The organism is Hydrogenophaga sp. Root209 (assembly GCF_001428625.1).
In the GTDB taxonomy this organism is placed as follows: Bacteria; Pseudomonadota; Gammaproteobacteria; order Burkholderiales; family Burkholderiaceae_C; genus Hydrogenophaga.
On record NZ_LMIE01000001.1, the window covers coordinates 271,449 to 288,595 of the forward strand.

Consider the following 17,147-nt stretch of genomic DNA (forward strand, 5'->3'; position numbering starts at 1 on the left):
TACTCATTTCATATGAAAAACATACGCATGAAGTATGCTTTCGAGACACCGCCGGAGACACCCCATGGAACTCAGACACCTGCGCTATTTCGTGGCCGTGGCCGATCTCGGCAGCGTGAGCCGCGCGGCGAGCAAGCTGTTCATGGCGCAGCCCCCCTTGTCAGCCCAGATCCGGCAACTGGAGGAAGAGGTCGGCGCCAGCCTGCTGGTGCGCCTGCCACGCGGCGTGCGCCTCACCCCCGCCGGCGAGTCCTTCCTGGTGGATGCCCGGGCGATCCTGGCGCGGGCGCAGCAGGCATCGTCGCGCGCCCGCGAGCTGCAGTCGGGCCAGCGCAGCATCCTGCGCGTGGGTCTCATGCCCTCGGCCACGCAGACCGTGTTGCCGGGCCTGCTGAAACGCCTGTGGCGCGATGGGCTGGAGGTGAGCGTGGAGGCGCACGAGATGATTCCGTCGGCGCGCCAGCTGCAGGCCCTGCGCAACGCCGAGATCGACCTGGGCTTCATCCGGCCGGGCACGAGCACCCCGCCTCCCGAAACAGTGGCGGGCATCGATGACCCCTACTGCCTGGCCTTTGCCGCCGACCACCCCCTGGCCAGCGCCGCCGGGGCACTGGCACTCAAGTCGGCGGCGCACGAGCCCTTCGTGAGCTTCTCGCGCTACGCGGAGAGCGACTACTTCGACCAGACCGCCGCGCTGTGCGAAGAGGCCGGCTTCGCGCCCGACCTGCGGCACTCGGCCGGGCAGTTCGTCAGCGTGCTGGCCATGGTGGGCAGCGGCCTGGGCGTGGCCATCGTGCCGGCGTCCTGCATCCTGATGGCACCGCCCCAGGTGGTGATGCGCCGGCTCAAGGGCACGAGCCGCAAGAGCCGGCTGGTGATGGTGCGCGGCGAGCACCAGATGCAGGACGAGTGGGGCAGCCAGGTGGTGCGCGCCGCCACGCTGGAGCTGCAGGCGCTGGAGGCCCGGGTGAAGAAGAAGATGCCTTGAGCCCTGCGGTGCCCGCCCTCATCGCCCGGGCGGGCCACCCGCCTGCTGCGCCAGGAACCCGTACAAGGCCGCCGCGCCCGCGCCCGGCGGCGCGTCGCCCGCCGTGCACAGCAGCAGTTGCCGCGTGGCCCAGGCGTCGCTGAGCGGGCGCACCACCACGCGCTCGTTGACCAGCCGCTGCGCGGTGGCCAGCGGCACCACCGCCACGCCCACGCCCTCGCCCACCAGCTGCATCACCGCATCGAGCCCGCGCACGCGCACGCGGTGGTGCAGGCCTCGGCCGTGTTGCAGGGCCCTGTCGTGCAGCAGCCGGCTGATGCCGCTGTCGCTCGGCAGACCGACGAAGGCGTGTTCGAGCAGGTCCACGAAGGGCATTGCGCGCCGCGTGGAGCGCGCGCCCAGCTTCGGCAACACCGCCACGAGGCGGTCCTCGCGGAAGAAGCGCGTGCTCAGGCCTTCGGTGCCCACGTGGTCGGCGACGATGCCGATGTCGGCCTGCTCCTGGCGCATGGACACCAGCGCGTCGCGGCTGCCGAGTTCGCGCAGCTCGATGTCGATGTCCGGGTGCGCCACCAGGAAGCGGCCGAGCAGCGGCGGCAGGTGCTCGGTCATGGCGGCGGTGTTGCACAACACCCTCACCGTGCTGCGCACGCCGTGCGCGTGGGCCGCCATGTCGGCGTGCAAGGCCTCCATGTCACGTTGCAAACGGCCGGCGTGCAGCAGCAGCGTGCGGCCGGCGTCGGTGGTGCTCACGCCGCGCTTGGAGCGCAGCAGCAGGGTGGCGCCGATGGCGTGTTCGAGCTGCTGCAGCCTCGTGCTGGCAGCGGCGAGCGAGAGGTGAATGTGACGTGCGCCGGCGGTGATCGAACCTTGTTCCACGATCGCGGCAAACAGGCGCAGGTCGAACGGATCGATGCGGTAGGTGGGTGTGGCACGTGGGGCTGTCATGGGGCTCGATCCTCCTGAATGGGCGAAGGATACCTCTGGCGGTGCGCGATGGACGCGGCCGCGGACGCCCTGCACGATAGGCCCATGAACAACCCCCTCTTCTGGCTGATCGGCGCCGTCTTCGTCGCGGCGGGCGCCGTCAAGGGTGTCTCGGGCATGGGTCTGCCGACGTTCGCGATCGCACTGCTCGGACAGGCCATGCCACCGGCCACCGCCGCCACGCTGGTGCTGCTTCCTTCGCTGTTGACGAATATCATGCAATGCATCGGGCCACACGCCCGCACACTGGTTCGGCGCCTCTGGCCGCTCTGGCTGGGCGTGGCCGGGGCCACGGTGGGGAGCCCGCTGCCCGACCTCGGCACAGCGGGCAACGACGCGCGCATCATCCTGGGCGCGGTGCTCGTGGTCTACGGCGCATGGGGCCTGGCACGCCCCGCGCTGCCAGACCTTGCGCGCCACACACGGGTGCTCGGCGGGCTGGCCGGTGTGTTGTCGGGCGCGTTGACCGCGGCCACCGGCGTGTTCGTGATGCCGCTGGTGCCCTACCTGCAATCGCTGCGGCTGGAGAAGGACGCCTTCATCCAGGCCCTGGGCCTGAGCTTTCTGGTGGCCACGCTGGCGCTGGCGGTGCGCCTGGGGCACATGGCGAGTTCGGGTGTTCCGGTGCCCGCCATTGGCCACGTCATCGCGTTGGCCGCGGCCTGCCTCGGGTTGTGGATCGGGGCGCACTGGCGCCAACGCCTCCCGGCCCCGATGTTCCAGCGCGCGCTCTACAGCGTGTTTCTCGGGCTGGGCGCGCTCATGCTGGCGCGCGCACTGGCGGCGTGAAGACCTGGCATGCCGCCCGAACCTCGTTGCTGAGGCCTCGTTGTGACCGACGGCCGCAAAACGCTCGCTTGTGATGTTCTTCTTTTTACGAACCTGATGTCTCGTTATTTCTGCTTTTTCGGAATCATCAGTGCCTGTACCCTGCGGCGTGTTTTAACTTCTATTGACGGAGACTCTGATGAAAAAGTGGCTTTCCCTTCTTGCCGTGGTCATGACCCTGGGTCTGGGCGCGGCTCATTTCGATGCGGAAGCGAGACGCATGGGCGGTGGCAAGTCGTTCGGCATGCAACGCCAGTCGGCCCCACCGGCCAAGGCGCCCGCACCCACCGCGGCTCCTGCTGCAGCGGGAGCCGGCGCCGCTGCGGCCAGCACCGGCCGCAGTTGGATGGGGCCGATCGCCGGTCTCGCCGCCGGTCTGGGCCTCATGGCGCTGGCGTCGCACCTGGGTTTTGGTGAAGGCATGGCCAACATGTTGATGATCGGCCTGTTGATCGCCGCCGCCATCGCCGTGTTCGGCTTCATCATGCGCAAACGCGCCATCGCCCAGCAGGGTGGTTCGGGCGGTCTGGCCTACGCCAGCGCCGGCGCCAGCCGCCAGCGCACGCCCGACGTCCATGCCTTGCGCACGCCTGTGAATGCTGGCGGCGGTTCGATGATCGGCAGCTCGTTGGGTGGCGGCGTTGCCAGCAGCATCCCGGCTGACTTCGACGTGCAGGGCTTCGAGCGCAATGCCAAGGTGAACTTCATCCGCCTTCAAGCCGCCAACGACGCCGGCAATCTCGACGACATCCGCGCCTTCACGACGCCTGAGATGTTTGCCGAGTTGCAGATGGATCTGAGCGAGCGGGGAGCGACCAGTCAGCACACCGACGTGGTGCAGATCCACGCGGAGGTGCTCGAAGTGGAAGAAGGCGACAGCCGCTACGTGGTCAGCGTGCGCTTCACCGGCGAGACGCGCGAGAACGGTGCCGAGCTGGCCGAAAGCTTCGACGAAATCTGGCACCTGACCAAGCCGCGCCAGGGCAGCGGCGGCTGGCTGCTGGCCGGCATCCAGCAAAGCGCCTGATGCCGCTGCGGGTCGTCCCCCGCTGCTGACATGGCGACTGGGCCCTGGCACTCACGTGTCAGGGCCTTTTTCGTCAAGTCGGCTTGAACGGCACCGCTTGCCGCTGCAGCCGGTCCCAGTCCTTGAGGGCCTGCTGCAGACGGTTCTTCGAGTCGGGGTGGCCCTTGCTGAAGGTCTTGGTCAGGAACGAGCGCAGACCTTCATCGGGCGCGGGCGCACCGGTGGCCTTGAGTGCGTCGATGAGCATCATCACCACCTGAAAACTCTTCGAGCGGGCCGCCATGTGCAGCATGCCCTGGCCGGTCGGGGTTCGGTCCTGCACGTTCGCGCCGTGCTCGATCATGTAGCGCACCAGACCGGCCTTGCCTTCGCTGCAGGCCCAGTGCCACGGCACGAGGCCTCCCTCGGCCGGGGCGCTGAAGTCGGCGCCGGGCGCGAGCAGCTCGGGCGCCAGCGGCCAGCCCGAGGCCTTGATCATTTGCTGGGTCTTCCAATCGGTCATCTGTTCATGTCGTGAGTTGAAGTGGGGTTATCGCACGATTCCACCCGCAGCCCGGCCGATCGCAGTCGCTCGGTGATGTCGCTCGGGTCCGGCTGCACCACCAGCCAGCGCACCGGGTGCAAAAACCGGGGTGATGAACGCGCCATCCCGGTGATGGCATCCAGCAACGCCGCCTCGGGCCAATCCACCGCCACCACGAGCGTGGCCCGGCGCGGCTCGAACCGCGCGAGTGCCGCGCGTGCGGCGGGCTCGTTCAGCGCGTAACCGCAGTCCCACGGATCGGTGGGCCGGCGTCGGCGCCACCACGCCACGTCGCAAGCCTTCACGCGCAGTCGCAGCAGCAAACCCGCCCAGGCGCCACCGGCCGCCAGCAGCTGATGGCTGCCGTCGAGGTGTCGGCTGAAGGCTTCGATCACATCGCGCCGCGCGCTGTTGGCCGCAGCCGGCCACACCGCCACCGAGAAGCGTTGCTCCACCCGTGGCGCTCGCGTGGGCTGCAGCAGCGGGCTGCTGCCGTCGCCAGCGCCCAGAAAACACCAGGCCTGCAGCGGCGCCCACTGCGCGGTCTGCGCGGCCGTGGGCGCGCACGCGGCCTGGATGGGCTGGCCCGGGAGCGCCACGCGCAAGGCCGCGCCGTCAAAGCGCGCACTCAGCGTGGCCAGCAAACGGCGTGCAGGCGGTTGCACCGAGACCACCTCAGCCACGCGGCGGCTGCGCCAGGAAAAAGCGCAGCATCTCGGCCGAGGCGTCGGGCCCGGCGTTGTCGGTGTAGGAGCCTGCGGCGTCCCCGCCCGACCACGCGTGCCCGGCGCCGTGCACGGTCCACTGCTCCACCCGGACCCGGCCGGCGGCATCGGCATGCACTTCGCGCGTGTAGCGGCGCCCGCCAGCGGCGGTGCCGGTTTCGCTGCGAGCGTTCAGGGGCGGCTCTGCGTGGCGCGCCTGCTGGGTGATGTGCTCGCCGTTGCTGTGTTGCACGGTGTGGTCGCGGTCGCCGTGGAACACGATGGTGGGCACGGCCTGCGTGGCGCTGCGCCGGGGGTCGTCGGCGGTGCCGGGAAAATGGGCCCGGCCCATCACGCCGCGACCCTTCATGGCGGCCATGGCCGAGGGGATGTCGTGCGCGGCCGCAAACGGCAAACCCGAGTGGGCGCCCACGGCGGCAAACACATCCGGCCAGGTCTCGCCGAGGATCACCGCCATCGCCGCGCCGGCCGAGAGCCCGGCCACGAACACGCGCCGGGGATCCACCGGCGGGTCGGTGGCGTGATCGCTCATGACCTCGCGCACCATGGCGGCGATGAGGGCGGGCTCGCCGCCCTCGCGCACCTGGTCTTGCGGGCGAAACCAGTTCCAGCAGCGCGACGTGTTGGCGCTGGCCGACTGCTCGGGGTAGAGCACCAGAAAACCATGCTCATCGGCCAGGCGGTTCATCTGCGTGCCGGCGGCAAAGTCGTCGGCCGACTGGGTGCAGCCATGCAGCATCACGACCATGGGCCGTGGGCCGCCCGGTGTGCCCGCCCGCACGGCGGGCCGGTAGAGCTTGTAGTCGCGAACGCCAACTGGGTGGTTGAGCGTGCGGGCCAGAAACTGGCCGACGCCTGGCGCCGTGGGCTGGGCGGAGATGTCGCGCGCGGTCACCTCGATCGCGTCGGCATCGGCTGGCATGCCCACAGGCCCACCCCCCAGGCCGGCCGAGGCCAGCGCCTTGCGGATGGTGTCCGTCACGCCTTTGAGCGGTCCGCCGCGGGTGTCGAGTCCAGCCTGCGCAAGCGCCTTGGCGATGGTGTCGTTGATGTTCATGGCCAGGGTTGGCGGAATGGGCGTTTTCAATGGGGGGTGTTTCGTCATGGAAAAAAGGAAGATCAAACGGTGCGAGGCGCGAGCGCTTGGCGCACGGCGGGGCTGGCGTGGAAGGCACCCAGCACCGACACGGTTTCGATGGCGGCCAGGGCGAGCTCGGGCGTGACGTCGTCGTCGATGCGGGCCAAGCCCACCACCTGGATGCGCAATGTCTCACCGGCGGCCACGGTCCGTTCCAGTTCGGCGCGGGTGAGGTGCTGCAGGCCCAGCGTCAGCGTTTTGCGGGCCACGGTTTGCTTGAGCGTGTCGGCATGGGTGGCGAGGAGGTTGCGCACCGCCGTGCGCACCAGGTCGGAGCGGTTCGAATAAAAGCCCTCCTGCACCAGCAGGTCGACCTGGCCCAGGTCGACCACCCGAGATTGACCGTCATCTTCTCGGAGTCGCCCACTCGAGGGCGGGCTTCGGGCATTCGGTTTGTCATCTATTTGCCATCCATGTGGAATCCATATGGATGGTATTTAAGCACGATTTCTCAGAATGCAAGGGCGTGGCTTCAACACAACCCGCTGGTGCGCTGGCGAACAGCGCCATACTCGGCGCGCCCTCAAACTCCTGGCCGTGAACATGACAACACCTGCCACACCCGACCCCGTTGAATCCGCTTCCGGTGAGCCACAGGTGCTCTCACCCCTGCCCATGCCTGCGGTCTCGGCGCCACTCACGCTGCGCCTGATGCTGGCCGCCGTGACGGTGGCGTTCTTCTGGATCCTGCTGCCCTTCTTCGGCACCATCCTGTGGGGCTCGATCGTTGCGCTGATGTTCACCCCGCTCTACCGGTGGCTGCTGCCGCGCATGAACCATCGGCACACGCGCGCAGCGCTGGCCACCATGGGCGCCGCGCTGGTGGCCGTGGTCATGCCGGCGGTGCTGGTGCTGATCTCGCTGGCGCGCGAGGCGGCGCAGATGTACACCCGCATCCAGTCGGGCGAAGTCAATCCGGCGGTGATGCTGCGCGGACTGTTCAACGCCCTGCCCGATGGCGTGATCTCGCTGCTCGGGCGGTTCGGTCTCGGCAACTTCGACCGCGTGCAGCGCAAGTTCAATGCGTTGCTCACGCAAGGCAGCGAGCTGATCGCCACGCACACATTCAACTTCGGCCAGGACCTCTTCACTCTGGTCGTCAGCGTGTTCATCACGCTCTACCTTGCGTTTTTCCTCATCCGCGATGGCGCCAGCATCGTGCGCAGCGTGCGCCTGGCCATCCCGCTGCCGCCCGACCACAAACAGGAGTTGCTGGATCGCTTTGGCACCGTGCTGCGCGCCACCGTCAAGGGCAATCTGGTGGTGGCCCTGGTTCAAGGCATGTTGGGTGGTCTGGCGTTCTGGGCGCTGGGGGTCAACGGGGCCTTGCTGTGGTCCGTGTTGATGGCCGCGCTCTCGCTGCTGCCCGCCGTGGGTGCGGGCCTGGTGTGGCTGCCGGTGGCGCTGTACCTGTTTGCCATGGACCAGGTCTGGCAGGGCACGGCCCTGGTGGCCTACGGCGTGCTGGTGATCGGGCTGGCCGACAACGTGCTGCGCCCGCTGCTGGTGGGCAAGGACACCGGCATGCCCGACTACCTGGTGCTGATCACCACGCTGGGCGGCATCGCGGTGATGGGCATCAACGGTTTCGTGATCGGCCCGACCATCGCGGCCATGTTCGTGGCGGTCTGGCACATCCAGACCACCACTCGACCCCTCATCGCGCCGCACCGGCCACCCGTGGTGGAAGCGCCGCCAGAGCCAGGGGCGCCGGTCGACCGCCCGGCGCCCTGAAGCCCGGGCGTACCGCCTCATTCGAAGTTCTGCAACTCCTGCAGCAGGCGAGGACGCACTGCGCGCATGCCGCGGTAATGCGCCACGGCGTCGGTCATGGAGTACAACGCCTCCCGCAGTTCGGCCGACCGGCCGGGCACCACACGCAGCACGTCGGCCAGCCCGCACACCAGCACTCGGATGAAGAACACGCCACGCAGCAGAGACGGCAGCGGCAGCGTGGTCTGGCGCTCCACGCGAAAGAACACCTGATCGAGCAGCCGACCCGAAGGCGACGTGTCGGCCTGTTGAAGCGCGTCTTCCCAGCGGATGCGGCGGGCCTCGGGGTGTTGCGACAACTCGGCGCCCGGCGTGAGCAGCCACACATGGCGCAGCATGGACGCCTTGCGAAACGCCATGTCGACGATGCCGTGCGCGCCGGCCTGCAGCAGCGCGTTGTCGGCCACGGGCGCGTGGATGGCGGTGAAGTCCAGGCCGAGCTTCTCGGTCGGGTTCCAGTTCGACGGAAAACACACGGCCAAGAATCGCGTGCGCATGCCGGCGGGTTCGTCGTGCAGGATCACGAAGTCCTCCTGCATGCCATGGACCAGCGCGTCCACGGTGGCGCTCAGGTGCACGCCGGTCTGCAGCTCGTAGGCCTGGGCGATGGCCTGCAACACCTGGGCGCCGGGCTCGCCGGGCAGGCCGTTTGTCCCCAGGGCGTGCAGCGCGGCGGCTTTGTGTGCGGCGTATTCACCGGCCAACGCGTCGCGCAAAAAGAGCGGTGGCCCATCAACCACGGATGCAGCGGGCAAGCGCCTGAGACCGGGCTGCATGCGAAACGGGCTGGACACGGTCCAGGGCATCTCGGGAGCGGGCGTGAGGGTTCGCATGGTCACCCCCGATCTTCAGGCAAGTCCGCGTGGCGCGTTGGCGCCACTTTCTGCTCACAATGCAGTCCATGAAAAGCCCGCGCCTGACGATCCTCGTGGCCGTGGTGGCCTGGTTCGGCGTGCTGCTGCAGCTGGTGCTCTCGCTGCAACTGGCCATGGCCAACGGCAAGTCGGCTGGTGACGGCGTGGTGGCCTACCTCGGCTACTTCACGGTGCTCACCAACCTGCTGGTGGCCATCAGCCTGAGCTGGCCGCTCTTGCGCCCGCACAGTGCAGCGGGTCGATGGTTCCAGCGACCGGGCGTGGCTTCGGCCGTCACGGTGAGCATCCTGATCGTGGGACTGGCCTACCACCTGCTGCTGCGCCACGTGTGGAACCCCCAGGGCCTGCAGTGGCTGGCCGACGTGACACTGCACTACGCGACGCCGCTGCTGTGCCTGGTGCACGGGTGGCTGGCGGTGCCGCCCGCCCGCATGGCCTGGCGCGCGCCGCTGGCCTGGGCCCTCTGGCCATTGGCCTACGTCGTCTGTGCGCTGCTGCCCGGCGTGTGGCTGCAGAGCTACCCCTACCCGTTCATCGACGTGACCGCGCTCGGCTACCCACAGACGCTGCTGAACTCGGCGGGCCTGCTGATCGCCTTTCTGCTGCTGGGCAGTGGGCTGGTGGCGATCAGCCGCGCGCGCCTCAGACCGCTGCCGCGCTGAGCAGGCGCTGCACCAGCGGGTGTTGCACCTTGCGCGCGGTGCCAATGGCGTAGAAGTGCTCGCGCACGCCGTCACAAGGACCGATCCACTGCAGGCCATACGATTTCGACAGCTTCTCGCGCAGGCCTTCGGACGCGGGGAACACTCCCATGCCGGACGCACCGAACGTGGCAAGCAGCGCGCTGTCTTCAAACTCCCCCACCACGCGCGGCAGCACACCATGCCCCTCGAACCACTGGTCGATGCGCAGGCGCACCGAGGCGTGGGCCGTTGGCAGCAGCACCGGCACCGTGGCCAGGCTGTGGGGGAAGCCCTGGCGCGCCTGGGCCAGCCAGGCCTTGGGCGCGTACCAACCCAGAGCCGATGAGCCCAGTGCGTGGCTGTAGAGCTTGAGGTTGGGGTTCGCTGGAGCAGGCCGGTCGGCAAGCACCACATCAAGTCGGTGCAGGGCGAGGTCGGCCAGCAGATCGTCGAATTCGTCTTCGTGGCAGAGCAGGCGCAGGTTCGGCTCGGCCAGCGCCGGCTCCAGCAGGTCGCGCACCGCCAGCTTGGGCAAGCCATCGGAAATGCCCACCACCAGGCGCACCTCGCTGGCGCGCGTGGCGTCGCGCACCGCAGCGGGCAACTGCCCACCGAGGTGGAAGATCTGCTCGGCCACCTGCAGTGCGGCCTGCCCCGCTTCAGTGAGCGCCAGGCCACGACCCGCGGGCTTGAAGAGCGCGTGGCCCAGCGACTGCTCGAGCAGACGCACCTGCGCGCTCACGGTCTGTACCGCCAGTCCCAGGCGCTCCGCCGCGTGCGACATGCCGCCTTCCTTGGCCGTGACCCAGAAGTAATACAGGTGCTTGTAGTTGAGTTCCGCGTTCATGCTTCGATTTTTCAGGATGGTATCGCAGTGATTTTCTGCTTTTTCAAAAACCCTTGCACGCCTATCCTCGCGGCTTCCTTCCACTCTGGAGCCTTTCATGGAAAACGCCTCGCGCAATTCCGCCCTGTCCCGCCGCATGGCCGTGGCCACCGCCACCGACGCCACCCCGGCACAAACCACGCGGGTGCTCAAGAACACCTACGCCCTGCTCTCGCTCACGCTGCTGTTCAGCGCTGGCGTGGCAGCCTTGGCTGTGGCCAACAGCTGGCCAGCTCCGGGCCTGGTGATCACGCTGGTGGGCTACTTCGGTCTGCTGTTCGCCGTGCACAAGCTGCAGAACAGCGGCTGGGCGCTGCCCGCGGTGTTTGCCCTGACCGGCTTCATGGGCTACACGCTCGGCCCCATCCTCACCCACACGCTGGGCCTGCCCGGCGGCGCTCAGACCATCGTGGCCGCGCTGGGTGCCACCGGCGCCACGTTCCTGGGTTTGTCGGCCTATGTGCTCACCACGCGGCGCGATTTCAGCTTCATGGGCGGCTTCCTGTTCGCCGGCATGGTGGTGGCCCTGGTGATGGCGCTGGCCGCGTTCTTCTTCAGCGTGCCCGCTCTGGCGCTGGCCGTCTCGGCCCTGGTGGCCCTGCTGTCGGTCGGCATGATCCTGTTCGAGACCAGCCGCATCGTCAACGGCGGCGAGACCAATTACGTGCTGGCCACGGTGGGCCTGTTCGTCTCGCTGTTCAACCTTTTCACCAGCCTGCTCAGCCTCATGGGCCTGGGTGGCAGCAACGAGTGACATCACACGCCACCCCCATTCAGGATCACACCATGCGCACCTATCCCGTGAACAGCCCGCAAGCCGCAGCCCGTCTGCTGGCCATGGCCCTGGTGGCCGACGGCAACTACGCGCTGAGCGAGATCAAGGCGCTGGACCGACTGGACGCCGCCCGCCAGCTCGGCCTGCCGCCGCAGGACCTCAAGACCGTGATCGAAGCCTTCTGCGAAGACCTGCTGATCGGCGCCCAGGGAGAGTGGCTGGGCTCGTCGCAGCTCGACACCGCCACCCGTCAGGCCCTGCTGGCCGAAGTGACCGACACCGCCCTGCGCACAAAGATCGTGGCCTTGTGCGAGGCCGTGGTGGAGGCCGACGGCCATCTCGCCGACGGTGAGACAGCCATGCTCGACAGCCTCACGCGGGCCTGGCGCCAGATGCCCGATCGCCACCGCACCCGGGAAGGTGCCTTGCCATGAGGACCATCGTCTGGGGCGTCTTTGCGCTGCTCACCGTTTGCTGGACCGCGCTGGTCGCGCTGTCGGTGCAACTGACCGGCTGGCTGCTCGGCGCCGCCGGCTCGGGTCAGGCCACGGCAGCGGCCAATTCGGTGGGCCAGTGGCCCATGCCGACCTGGGCGGCGGTGTGGGTCGATCCTGCCTGGCTGCAGGCGCTGCAAGCCATGTGGCTCGACCTGGTGCAGTGGCTGGGCCGGGTGGCGCCTTCGAGCGATGGCCTGATGGGCTGGATCACGCCGCTGCTGTGGACCGGCTGGGGGTTGGGCATGTTGTGCCTGCTGGTGTCTGCCATCGGCCTGCACTGGCTCATCGGCCTCGTGCAGAAGCCCGCCGCGCTGCGCAGCAGCGTGACCACCTGAGGGCGGGGGTGCGGCGCCTAGAATCGGCGCACACCCTACCGGACCCTTCGTTTGACGACTGCCGCCACCCACGCCCGCCTCGCCGACACCTGCCCGCTTTACGTGGATATGGACGGCACGCTCACGCCCAGCGACACGCTGTACGAGTCGGTGATGCTGTTCATCCGGCGCAACCCGCTCAACCTGCTGCGCCTGTTCGCGTGGCTGCTGCTGGGCAAGGCCGGCTTCAAGCTCAGACTGGCCAACGCCGTGCGCCCCGATCCGGCACGTCTGCCCTACCACGAGCGCTTCGTGCAGTACCTGCGCGAGGAACGCGCGCGCGGCCGCAGTCTTGTGCTGGCGAGTGCGGCGGACTCGCGCATCGTGCGCGACGTGGCGGCGTACCTCAAGCTGTTTGACGACACCCTGGGCACCAATGCCCGTGCCGACGGCGTGAACCTCAGCCGAGGCAACAAGCGCGACGCCATCGCCGCGCACGCGAAGGCGCGCGGCCACAGCAGCTGGGCCTATGCCGGCAACAGTGCCGACGACCTCGCCGTGTGGCAGGGCAGTGCGCAGGCCGTGGCGGTGAACGCACCCGCCAGCGTGATCAGTGCGCTGCAGCAGGTGCACCCCCAGGCACGCGTGTTCGAGCGCGAGCCGCTGCGCCTCAAGACCGTGCTGCGCGCGATCCGCATCAAACAGTGGTCGAAGAACGCGCTGCTGTTCCTGCCCTTGCTGGCCTCGCACCGGCTCGACCCCCATCTCTGGGCATTGGTGCTGATGGCCTTCGTGGCCTTTGGCCTGTGCGCGTCGGCCACCTACCTGTTCAACGATCTGCTGGACCTGCCCAACGACCGCGCGCACCGCCTCAAGCGCCACCGGCCGCTGGCCGCGGCCACCATCAGCATTCCGCTGGCGGTGGTGCTGGGCAGCGTGATGCTGGTGCTGGCCTTCGTGCTGGCCTGGACCGTGTCCCCGGGCTTCAGCGCCATGCTGTTGGTCTACACCGTGACCACGCTGGCCTACTCGCTGGTACTCAAGCGGCTGGCGCTCATCGACGTGCTGGTGCTCTCGGGTCTGTACACGCTGCGCATCGGCGCCGGCGCCGTGGCGGCACAGGTTGAGCTGTCCAACTGGCTGGCCGCCATCTCGATCTTCCTGTTCCTGAGTCTGGCCCTCGTCAAACGCTGCGCCGAACTCGAGGAACTCGACGACGAGCGCATCACGCTGGCTCCCGGTCGGGGCTACCAGCCGCGCGACCTGTCCTCGCTGCGCGCCATGGGCATGGCCAGCGGGTTTCTGGCGGTGATGGTGCTGGCCCTGTACATCGACAGCCAGAACAGCGAGATGCTCTACGCCAACCCCGAATGGCTGTGGGCCGCGGCGCCCGTGCTGCTGCTGTGGATCATGCGTATCTGGCTCAAGACCGGCCGGCGCGAGCTGCACGGCGAAGACCCGCTGCAGTTCGCCTTGAAAGATCCCTTCAGCTGGATGACGCTGCTGGCCATGGGCGGCATCGGCATCGCCGCCACCCTCGGACTCTGAGGCTCCCCCATGAAATCCATCGCCATCGGCCTGGCCGTCTTCTGTGTGCTGCTGTCTTCGGCGGCTCAACTCGCCATGAAACGCGGCATGGGCGCGCCCAGCGGCGCCGACGTGGGCGCCACCTATGTGCACGCGCTCACCAGCCCCATGGTGTGGCTGGGCCTGGTGCTGTACGGCGCGAGCGCCGTGCTCTGGCTGTGGGTGCTTTCGCGGCTGGACGTGAGCCTGGCCTACCCGCTGGTGAGCCTGGGCTTCGTGGTGACGATGGCGCTCGGTGTGCTGTGGCTGGGCGAGCCCTTCTCGTGGCTGCGCGTGGCGGGCTGCACGCTGATCGTGGTGGGCGTCTCTCTGTTGGCCCTTGACGCCTGACGCTGCCGATGCGCGCCTCCGAATTCTCCGCCCACGCGTCGCGCCAGATCTTCTGGTCCGCGTTCGCCATCACCCTCGTCCTGAAGATCGCCATCGCGGCGGGCTTTCCGTTCACCGGCGACGAGGCCTTCTTCTACCAGTGGGGCGTGTTCCCGGCCTGGGGCTACTCCGACCACCCGCCCATGGTGGGCTGGCTGCTGGCGGTGCTGCGCCAGATCAGCGACCACCCGCTGGTGCTGCGCAGCTTCACGCTCATCGTCACCAGCGTGATCGCGCTGGGCATCGTCGATGCGCTGCGCCGCTTTCTGCCGGACGAACGCGAGTCCAGCGCGTGGCTGGCCGGCGCGGTGTACCTGGCCATGCCGTGGAGCTGGATGTTTGTACTGGTGACCACCGACTCGCCACTGATCTTCTTCATGGCGCTCTCGGCCTGGGCCTACCTGCGGGCCGACACCAGCGCCACGCGCAGTGCGCCCTGGTACGCGCTGGCGGGCTTGTTCCTGGGCCTGGCGTTTCTCTCCAAATACTTCGCCGCGCTGCTGGGTTTTGCGTACGCGGCCCACTGTTTCGGCTGGCGTCGCGAGCGCTGGTGGGCGCCGTTCCTCATTTTCACGCTGGCGCTTCCGTCGATCGCGATCAACGTGGCCTTCAACGCCACGCACGGCTGGACCAACGTGATGTTCAACGTGTTCAACCGCAACGAAGGTTCGGCCTGGTCGCTCAAGACCTTCGGGGTGTACGTGGGCATGGCGGTTTACCTGCTCACGCCCTGGTTGCTGTGGCGTGGCGTCAGCTCGCGAGCGGCACCAGGCACCTCGGCGACCACGCGCACGACGCTGGCGGTGCTGTGGCTCTTCCCCATCCTGGTGTTTGCACTGCTGAGCACCCGCCGCACGATCGGCCTGCACTGGGTGCTCGGCTTCGTGCCGGTGTTTGTGGTGTGGGCCGGGATGCGGCTGGAGGCCAGGCCGTTGCGCAGCGCGCTGAACTGGACGGTGGCGCTGTCGGTGCCGCACCTGCTGGTGGTCGCGGCCATCGCCTGGGCGCCACTGGCCTGGTGGCAACCCTTCAAGATTCATGACCGGGCTGTCTTCCTGCGCGAGACGCCCGCGGTGGTGGCCGCGCTGAAGCAAGACCTGCCGGCCGGTGCTGCGCTGATGGCACGCACCTACAACCCGGCGGGCATGCTGGCGTTTCACCACGGCGCCTACGTGCCGGTGTTCGGCGTGGGCCGCCACCACGCGCGCCAGGACGACCAGATCATTGACTTCCGTGTGTACGACGGCAAGCCGATCCGGGTGTTTCTCTACGACGAACCGGTGCTGGCCGAGTTCGCGCCGTACTTCGAGCGGGTGAGCGTGAAGCGTTTCGAGGTGGAGGGCGTGCCGTTCTTCGCGGTGGATGGCGTGGGGTTCCGCTTTCAGGCGTATCGCGATGGGGTGCTGGCGGAGGTGGCGCGGGAGTATCACGACGTGCCTTCGTGGCTGCCGGTGTTGGGGAGTCCGTTTTGTGAGCGGTATGGGTTTGTTTCCTGTTCGCCTTCTGCTCGGTCGAAGTGATGTTGTTTCTGTCGTGGCGAGCCGGGTCTCGGCCCGGCGGCCGACTCACTTTCTTTTGCTTCGCCAAAAGAAAGTGAGCAAAGAAAAGGCGAGCCGAATTCGCTGGCCCTTCGGGCACGCTGCGTTGCTCGGATCGCCCGGGGTGCGCACAAACTTGTCTGCTGCGCAGCCTTCGGACATGTGCGCCCCTTGTCCGGGCGCCCCTGCGCTACTCGCCAGCGAATGACGGCGCAAGCGGGAGCAAGACACGCGCACCGGAAGGGAAACCCGATCCCGATTCCGCTTGTTGCCGTGTGGCCGGGCTGAGCAGCGCAGGGGCGCTCGGACAAGGGGCGCGCATTGTCTGAGCGAAGCGAGTTTGCGCGCACCCCGAGCGAACCGAGCAGCGGAAGGAAGCCCGCAGGGCCCCGGACTTCGGCTCGCCTTTCTTTTGCTTACTTTTCTTTGGCGAAGCAAAAGAAAGTGAGTCGGCCGCCGGGCCGAGACCCGGCTCGCCACGACAGAAAAAACCTCACATCAAAAAGCAAGATCAAGAAGAAAACGGAACCCGCTGAGCCACAGCACACATCAACTCATACCCAATCGTCCCCGCAGCCGCCGCCACCTCATCCACCGGCAACACCGCTCCGGCAGAAGACCGCCCCCACAACACCACCTCAGACCCCATGCCGGCAGCATCGAGGCCCGAGAGATCCACCGTCACCATGTCCATGCTCACCCGCCCCACCACCCGGGTTCGCACCCCATCCACCAGCACCGGCGTGCCATTGGGCGCGTGGCGCGGATACCCATCCGCATAGCCACACGCGACCACGCCGATGCGCATCGGCTTGTCGGCGGTGAAGGCCGAGCCGTAGCCCACGGTGTCACCTGCCTGCAGCGTCTGCACGCCGATGATCCGGCTCGACAAGGTCATGGCCGGTTGCAGGTTCCAGTCGGTCGATGAACGCAGGGGAAAGTCGGGCGCGCTGCCATACAGCGCGATGCCCTCGCGCACCCAGTCGCCGGCCAACGTCGTCGCGCCCTCGCCACGCAGCGCAACCGACGGATGCCGCAGCAAAGCCGCGCTGTTGCACAGCGTGCGTTCGCCCGGCAGGTCGGCGGTGGCGGCTTCAAAAGCTGCCACCTGGTGCGCAATGCCGCGGGGGCCGTCGGCGTCGCTGAAGTGGGTCATGAGAGAGATCTCGTCGACCTGCGGCAACGCGTTGAGCCGCGCCCAGGCGCTGCGAAAGCCGTTGGGGGTGAAACCCAGGCGGTTCATGCCGCTGTTGAGTTTGAGGAACACGCGATGCGGCGCCAGCGTCTTGTGCGCGGCCAGCCAGTCGATCTGCTCCGCGCAATGCACCGTGTGCCACAGGTGCAGGCGGGAACACAGCTCCAGGTCGCGCGGCTCGAACACGCCTTCAAGCAGCAGGATGGGGCCGCGCCAGTCGAGCGCCCGGATGCGTTCGGCCTCGGCCAGATCCAGCAGGGCAAAACCATCAGCAGAGCGCAGGGCATCGAAGCAGCGCTCGATGCCGTGGCCATAGGCATTGGCCTTGACCACTGCCCACACCCGCGCATCGGGGGCGCATTCGCGGGCGCGTTGCAAGTTGTGGCGAAGGGCTTCGGGGTGGACAGTGGCGAGGATGGGGCGGGGCATGGGTGCGGTC

Annotated in this window: 18 protein-coding genes and 1 pseudogene; 11 read left to right on the forward strand and 8 right to left on the reverse strand. The window is 68.1% G+C overall.

Annotated features, from left to right (window positions below):
- Nucleotides 1–64: 64 nt before the first annotated feature.
- Nucleotides 65–988, forward strand: a complete 924-nt coding sequence (locus ASE11_RS01355; RefSeq protein ID WP_056264709.1) for a LysR family transcriptional regulator — start codon at nucleotides 65–67, stop codon at nucleotides 986–988.
- 18 nt (nucleotides 989–1,006) lie between these two features.
- Here the strand turns inward: ASE11_RS01355 and ASE11_RS01360 are convergent, their stop codons facing one another.
- Entirely contained in the window at nucleotides 1,007–1,936 is a 930-nt protein-coding gene (locus ASE11_RS01360; protein ID WP_056264712.1) for a LysR family transcriptional regulator, read from the reverse strand.
- 84 nt (nucleotides 1,937–2,020) lie between these two features.
- On the opposite strand from ASE11_RS01360, the gene ASE11_RS01365 reads away from it, so the two are divergent.
- Together ASE11_RS01365 and ASE11_RS01370 are read left to right on the forward strand one after the other, a co-directional pair.
- Complete coding sequence (locus tag ASE11_RS01365; protein WP_056265596.1) at nucleotides 2,021–2,764, forward strand: sulfite exporter TauE/SafE family protein; 744 nt, start codon at nucleotides 2,021–2,023, stop codon at nucleotides 2,762–2,764.
- Nucleotides 2,765–2,942: 178 nt separating this feature from the next.
- A complete protein-coding gene (locus ASE11_RS01370) occupies nucleotides 2,943–3,830 on the forward strand; it encodes a Tim44 domain-containing protein (protein WP_056264715.1) in 888 nt (295 codons plus the stop codon).
- A gap of 73 nt (nucleotides 3,831–3,903) precedes the next feature.
- On the opposite strand, the gene ASE11_RS01375 is transcribed toward ASE11_RS01370, so the two are convergent.
- The 4 genes and pseudogenes from ASE11_RS01375 to ASE11_RS01390 form a co-directional block, all read right to left on the reverse strand.
- Complete coding sequence (locus ASE11_RS01375; RefSeq protein ID WP_056264719.1) at nucleotides 3,904–4,332, reverse strand: ankyrin repeat domain-containing protein; 429 nt, start codon at nucleotides 4,330–4,332, stop codon at nucleotides 3,904–3,906.
- Nucleotides 4,329–5,018 carry a hypothetical protein gene (locus ASE11_RS01380; protein ID WP_156406186.1) on the reverse strand — a complete coding sequence of 230 codons (690 nt, stop codon included), beginning with the start codon at nucleotides 5,016–5,018 and terminating at the stop codon, nucleotides 4,329–4,331. Before ASE11_RS01380 ends, ASE11_RS01375 begins: the two co-directional genes overlap by 4 nt.
- Nucleotides 5,019–5,028: 10 nt before the next feature.
- A complete protein-coding gene (locus ASE11_RS01385; protein ID WP_056264725.1) occupies nucleotides 5,029–6,183 on the reverse strand; it encodes an alpha/beta hydrolase family esterase in 1,155 nt (384 codons plus the stop codon).
- A 14-nt stretch (nucleotides 6,184–6,197) separates the two neighbouring features.
- A pseudogene (locus tag ASE11_RS01390) lies at nucleotides 6,198–6,604 on the reverse strand (CopG family transcriptional regulator).
- 155 nt (nucleotides 6,605–6,759) lie between these two features.
- Between ASE11_RS01390 and ASE11_RS01395 the strand changes: the two are divergent.
- Entirely contained in the window at nucleotides 6,760–7,950 is a 1,191-nt protein-coding gene (locus ASE11_RS01395) for an AI-2E family transporter (protein WP_235501159.1), read from the forward strand.
- Nucleotides 7,951–7,967: 17 nt separating this feature from the next.
- Here the strand turns inward: ASE11_RS01395 and ASE11_RS01400 are convergent, their stop codons facing one another.
- Entirely contained in the window at nucleotides 7,968–8,822 is an 855-nt protein-coding gene (locus ASE11_RS01400) for a heme-dependent oxidative N-demethylase subunit alpha family protein (RefSeq protein WP_235501168.1), read from the reverse strand.
- 68 nt (nucleotides 8,823–8,890) lie between these two features.
- Between ASE11_RS01400 and ASE11_RS01405 the strand changes: the two genes are divergently transcribed.
- The gene (locus ASE11_RS01405; RefSeq protein ID WP_156406187.1) at nucleotides 8,891–9,526 is read left to right on the forward strand and encodes a Pr6Pr family membrane protein; all 636 of its coding nucleotides are present in this window, start codon (nucleotides 8,891–8,893) and stop codon (nucleotides 9,524–9,526) included.
- Here ASE11_RS01405 and ASE11_RS01410 read toward each other — a convergent pair.
- The gene (locus tag ASE11_RS01410; protein ID WP_056264735.1) at nucleotides 9,507–10,394 is read right to left on the reverse strand and encodes a LysR family transcriptional regulator; all 888 of its coding nucleotides are present in this window, start codon (nucleotides 10,392–10,394) and stop codon (nucleotides 9,507–9,509) included. The two genes, ASE11_RS01405 and ASE11_RS01410, sit on opposite strands and share 20 nt — an antisense overlap.
- Nucleotides 10,395–10,491: 97 nt before the next feature.
- Here ASE11_RS01410 and ASE11_RS01415 point away from each other — a divergent pair, with 97 nt between their 5' ends.
- The 6 genes from ASE11_RS01415 to ASE11_RS01440 are packed head-to-tail and all read left to right on the forward strand — an operon-like array spanning nucleotide 10,492 to nucleotide 15,495.
- Nucleotides 10,492–11,187 carry a Bax inhibitor-1/YccA family protein gene (locus ASE11_RS01415; protein WP_082585434.1) on the forward strand — a complete coding sequence of 232 codons (696 nt, stop codon included), beginning with the start codon at nucleotides 10,492–10,494 and terminating at the stop codon, nucleotides 11,185–11,187.
- Between the two features lie 32 nt (nucleotides 11,188–11,219).
- Complete coding sequence (locus tag ASE11_RS01420) at nucleotides 11,220–11,642, forward strand: TerB family tellurite resistance protein (RefSeq protein ID WP_156406188.1); 423 nt, start codon at nucleotides 11,220–11,222, stop codon at nucleotides 11,640–11,642.
- The gene (locus ASE11_RS01425; RefSeq protein WP_056264743.1) at nucleotides 11,639–12,040 is read left to right on the forward strand and encodes a hypothetical protein; all 402 of its coding nucleotides are present in this window, start codon (nucleotides 11,639–11,641) and stop codon (nucleotides 12,038–12,040) included. Before ASE11_RS01420 ends, ASE11_RS01425 begins: the two co-directional genes overlap by 4 nt.
- A 51-nt stretch (nucleotides 12,041–12,091) precedes the next feature.
- Nucleotides 12,092–13,567 (forward strand): UbiA family prenyltransferase, encoded by a 1,476-nt coding sequence (locus ASE11_RS01430; protein WP_056264746.1) that lies wholly within the window; start codon nucleotides 12,092–12,094, stop codon nucleotides 13,565–13,567.
- Between the two features lie 9 nt (nucleotides 13,568–13,576).
- Nucleotides 13,577–13,936 (forward strand): SMR family transporter, encoded by a 360-nt coding sequence (locus ASE11_RS01435; RefSeq protein ID WP_056264750.1) that lies wholly within the window; start codon nucleotides 13,577–13,579, stop codon nucleotides 13,934–13,936.
- Between the two features lie 8 nt (nucleotides 13,937–13,944).
- A complete protein-coding gene (locus ASE11_RS01440) occupies nucleotides 13,945–15,495 on the forward strand; it encodes an ArnT family glycosyltransferase (RefSeq protein ID WP_056264755.1) in 1,551 nt (516 codons plus the stop codon).
- Between the two features lie 529 nt (nucleotides 15,496–16,024).
- On the opposite strand, the gene alr is transcribed toward ASE11_RS01440, so the two are convergent.
- Entirely contained in the window at nucleotides 16,025–17,137 is a 1,113-nt protein-coding gene (alr, locus tag ASE11_RS01445) for an alanine racemase (protein WP_056264759.1), read from the reverse strand.
- Nucleotides 17,138–17,147 lie beyond the last annotated feature (10 nt).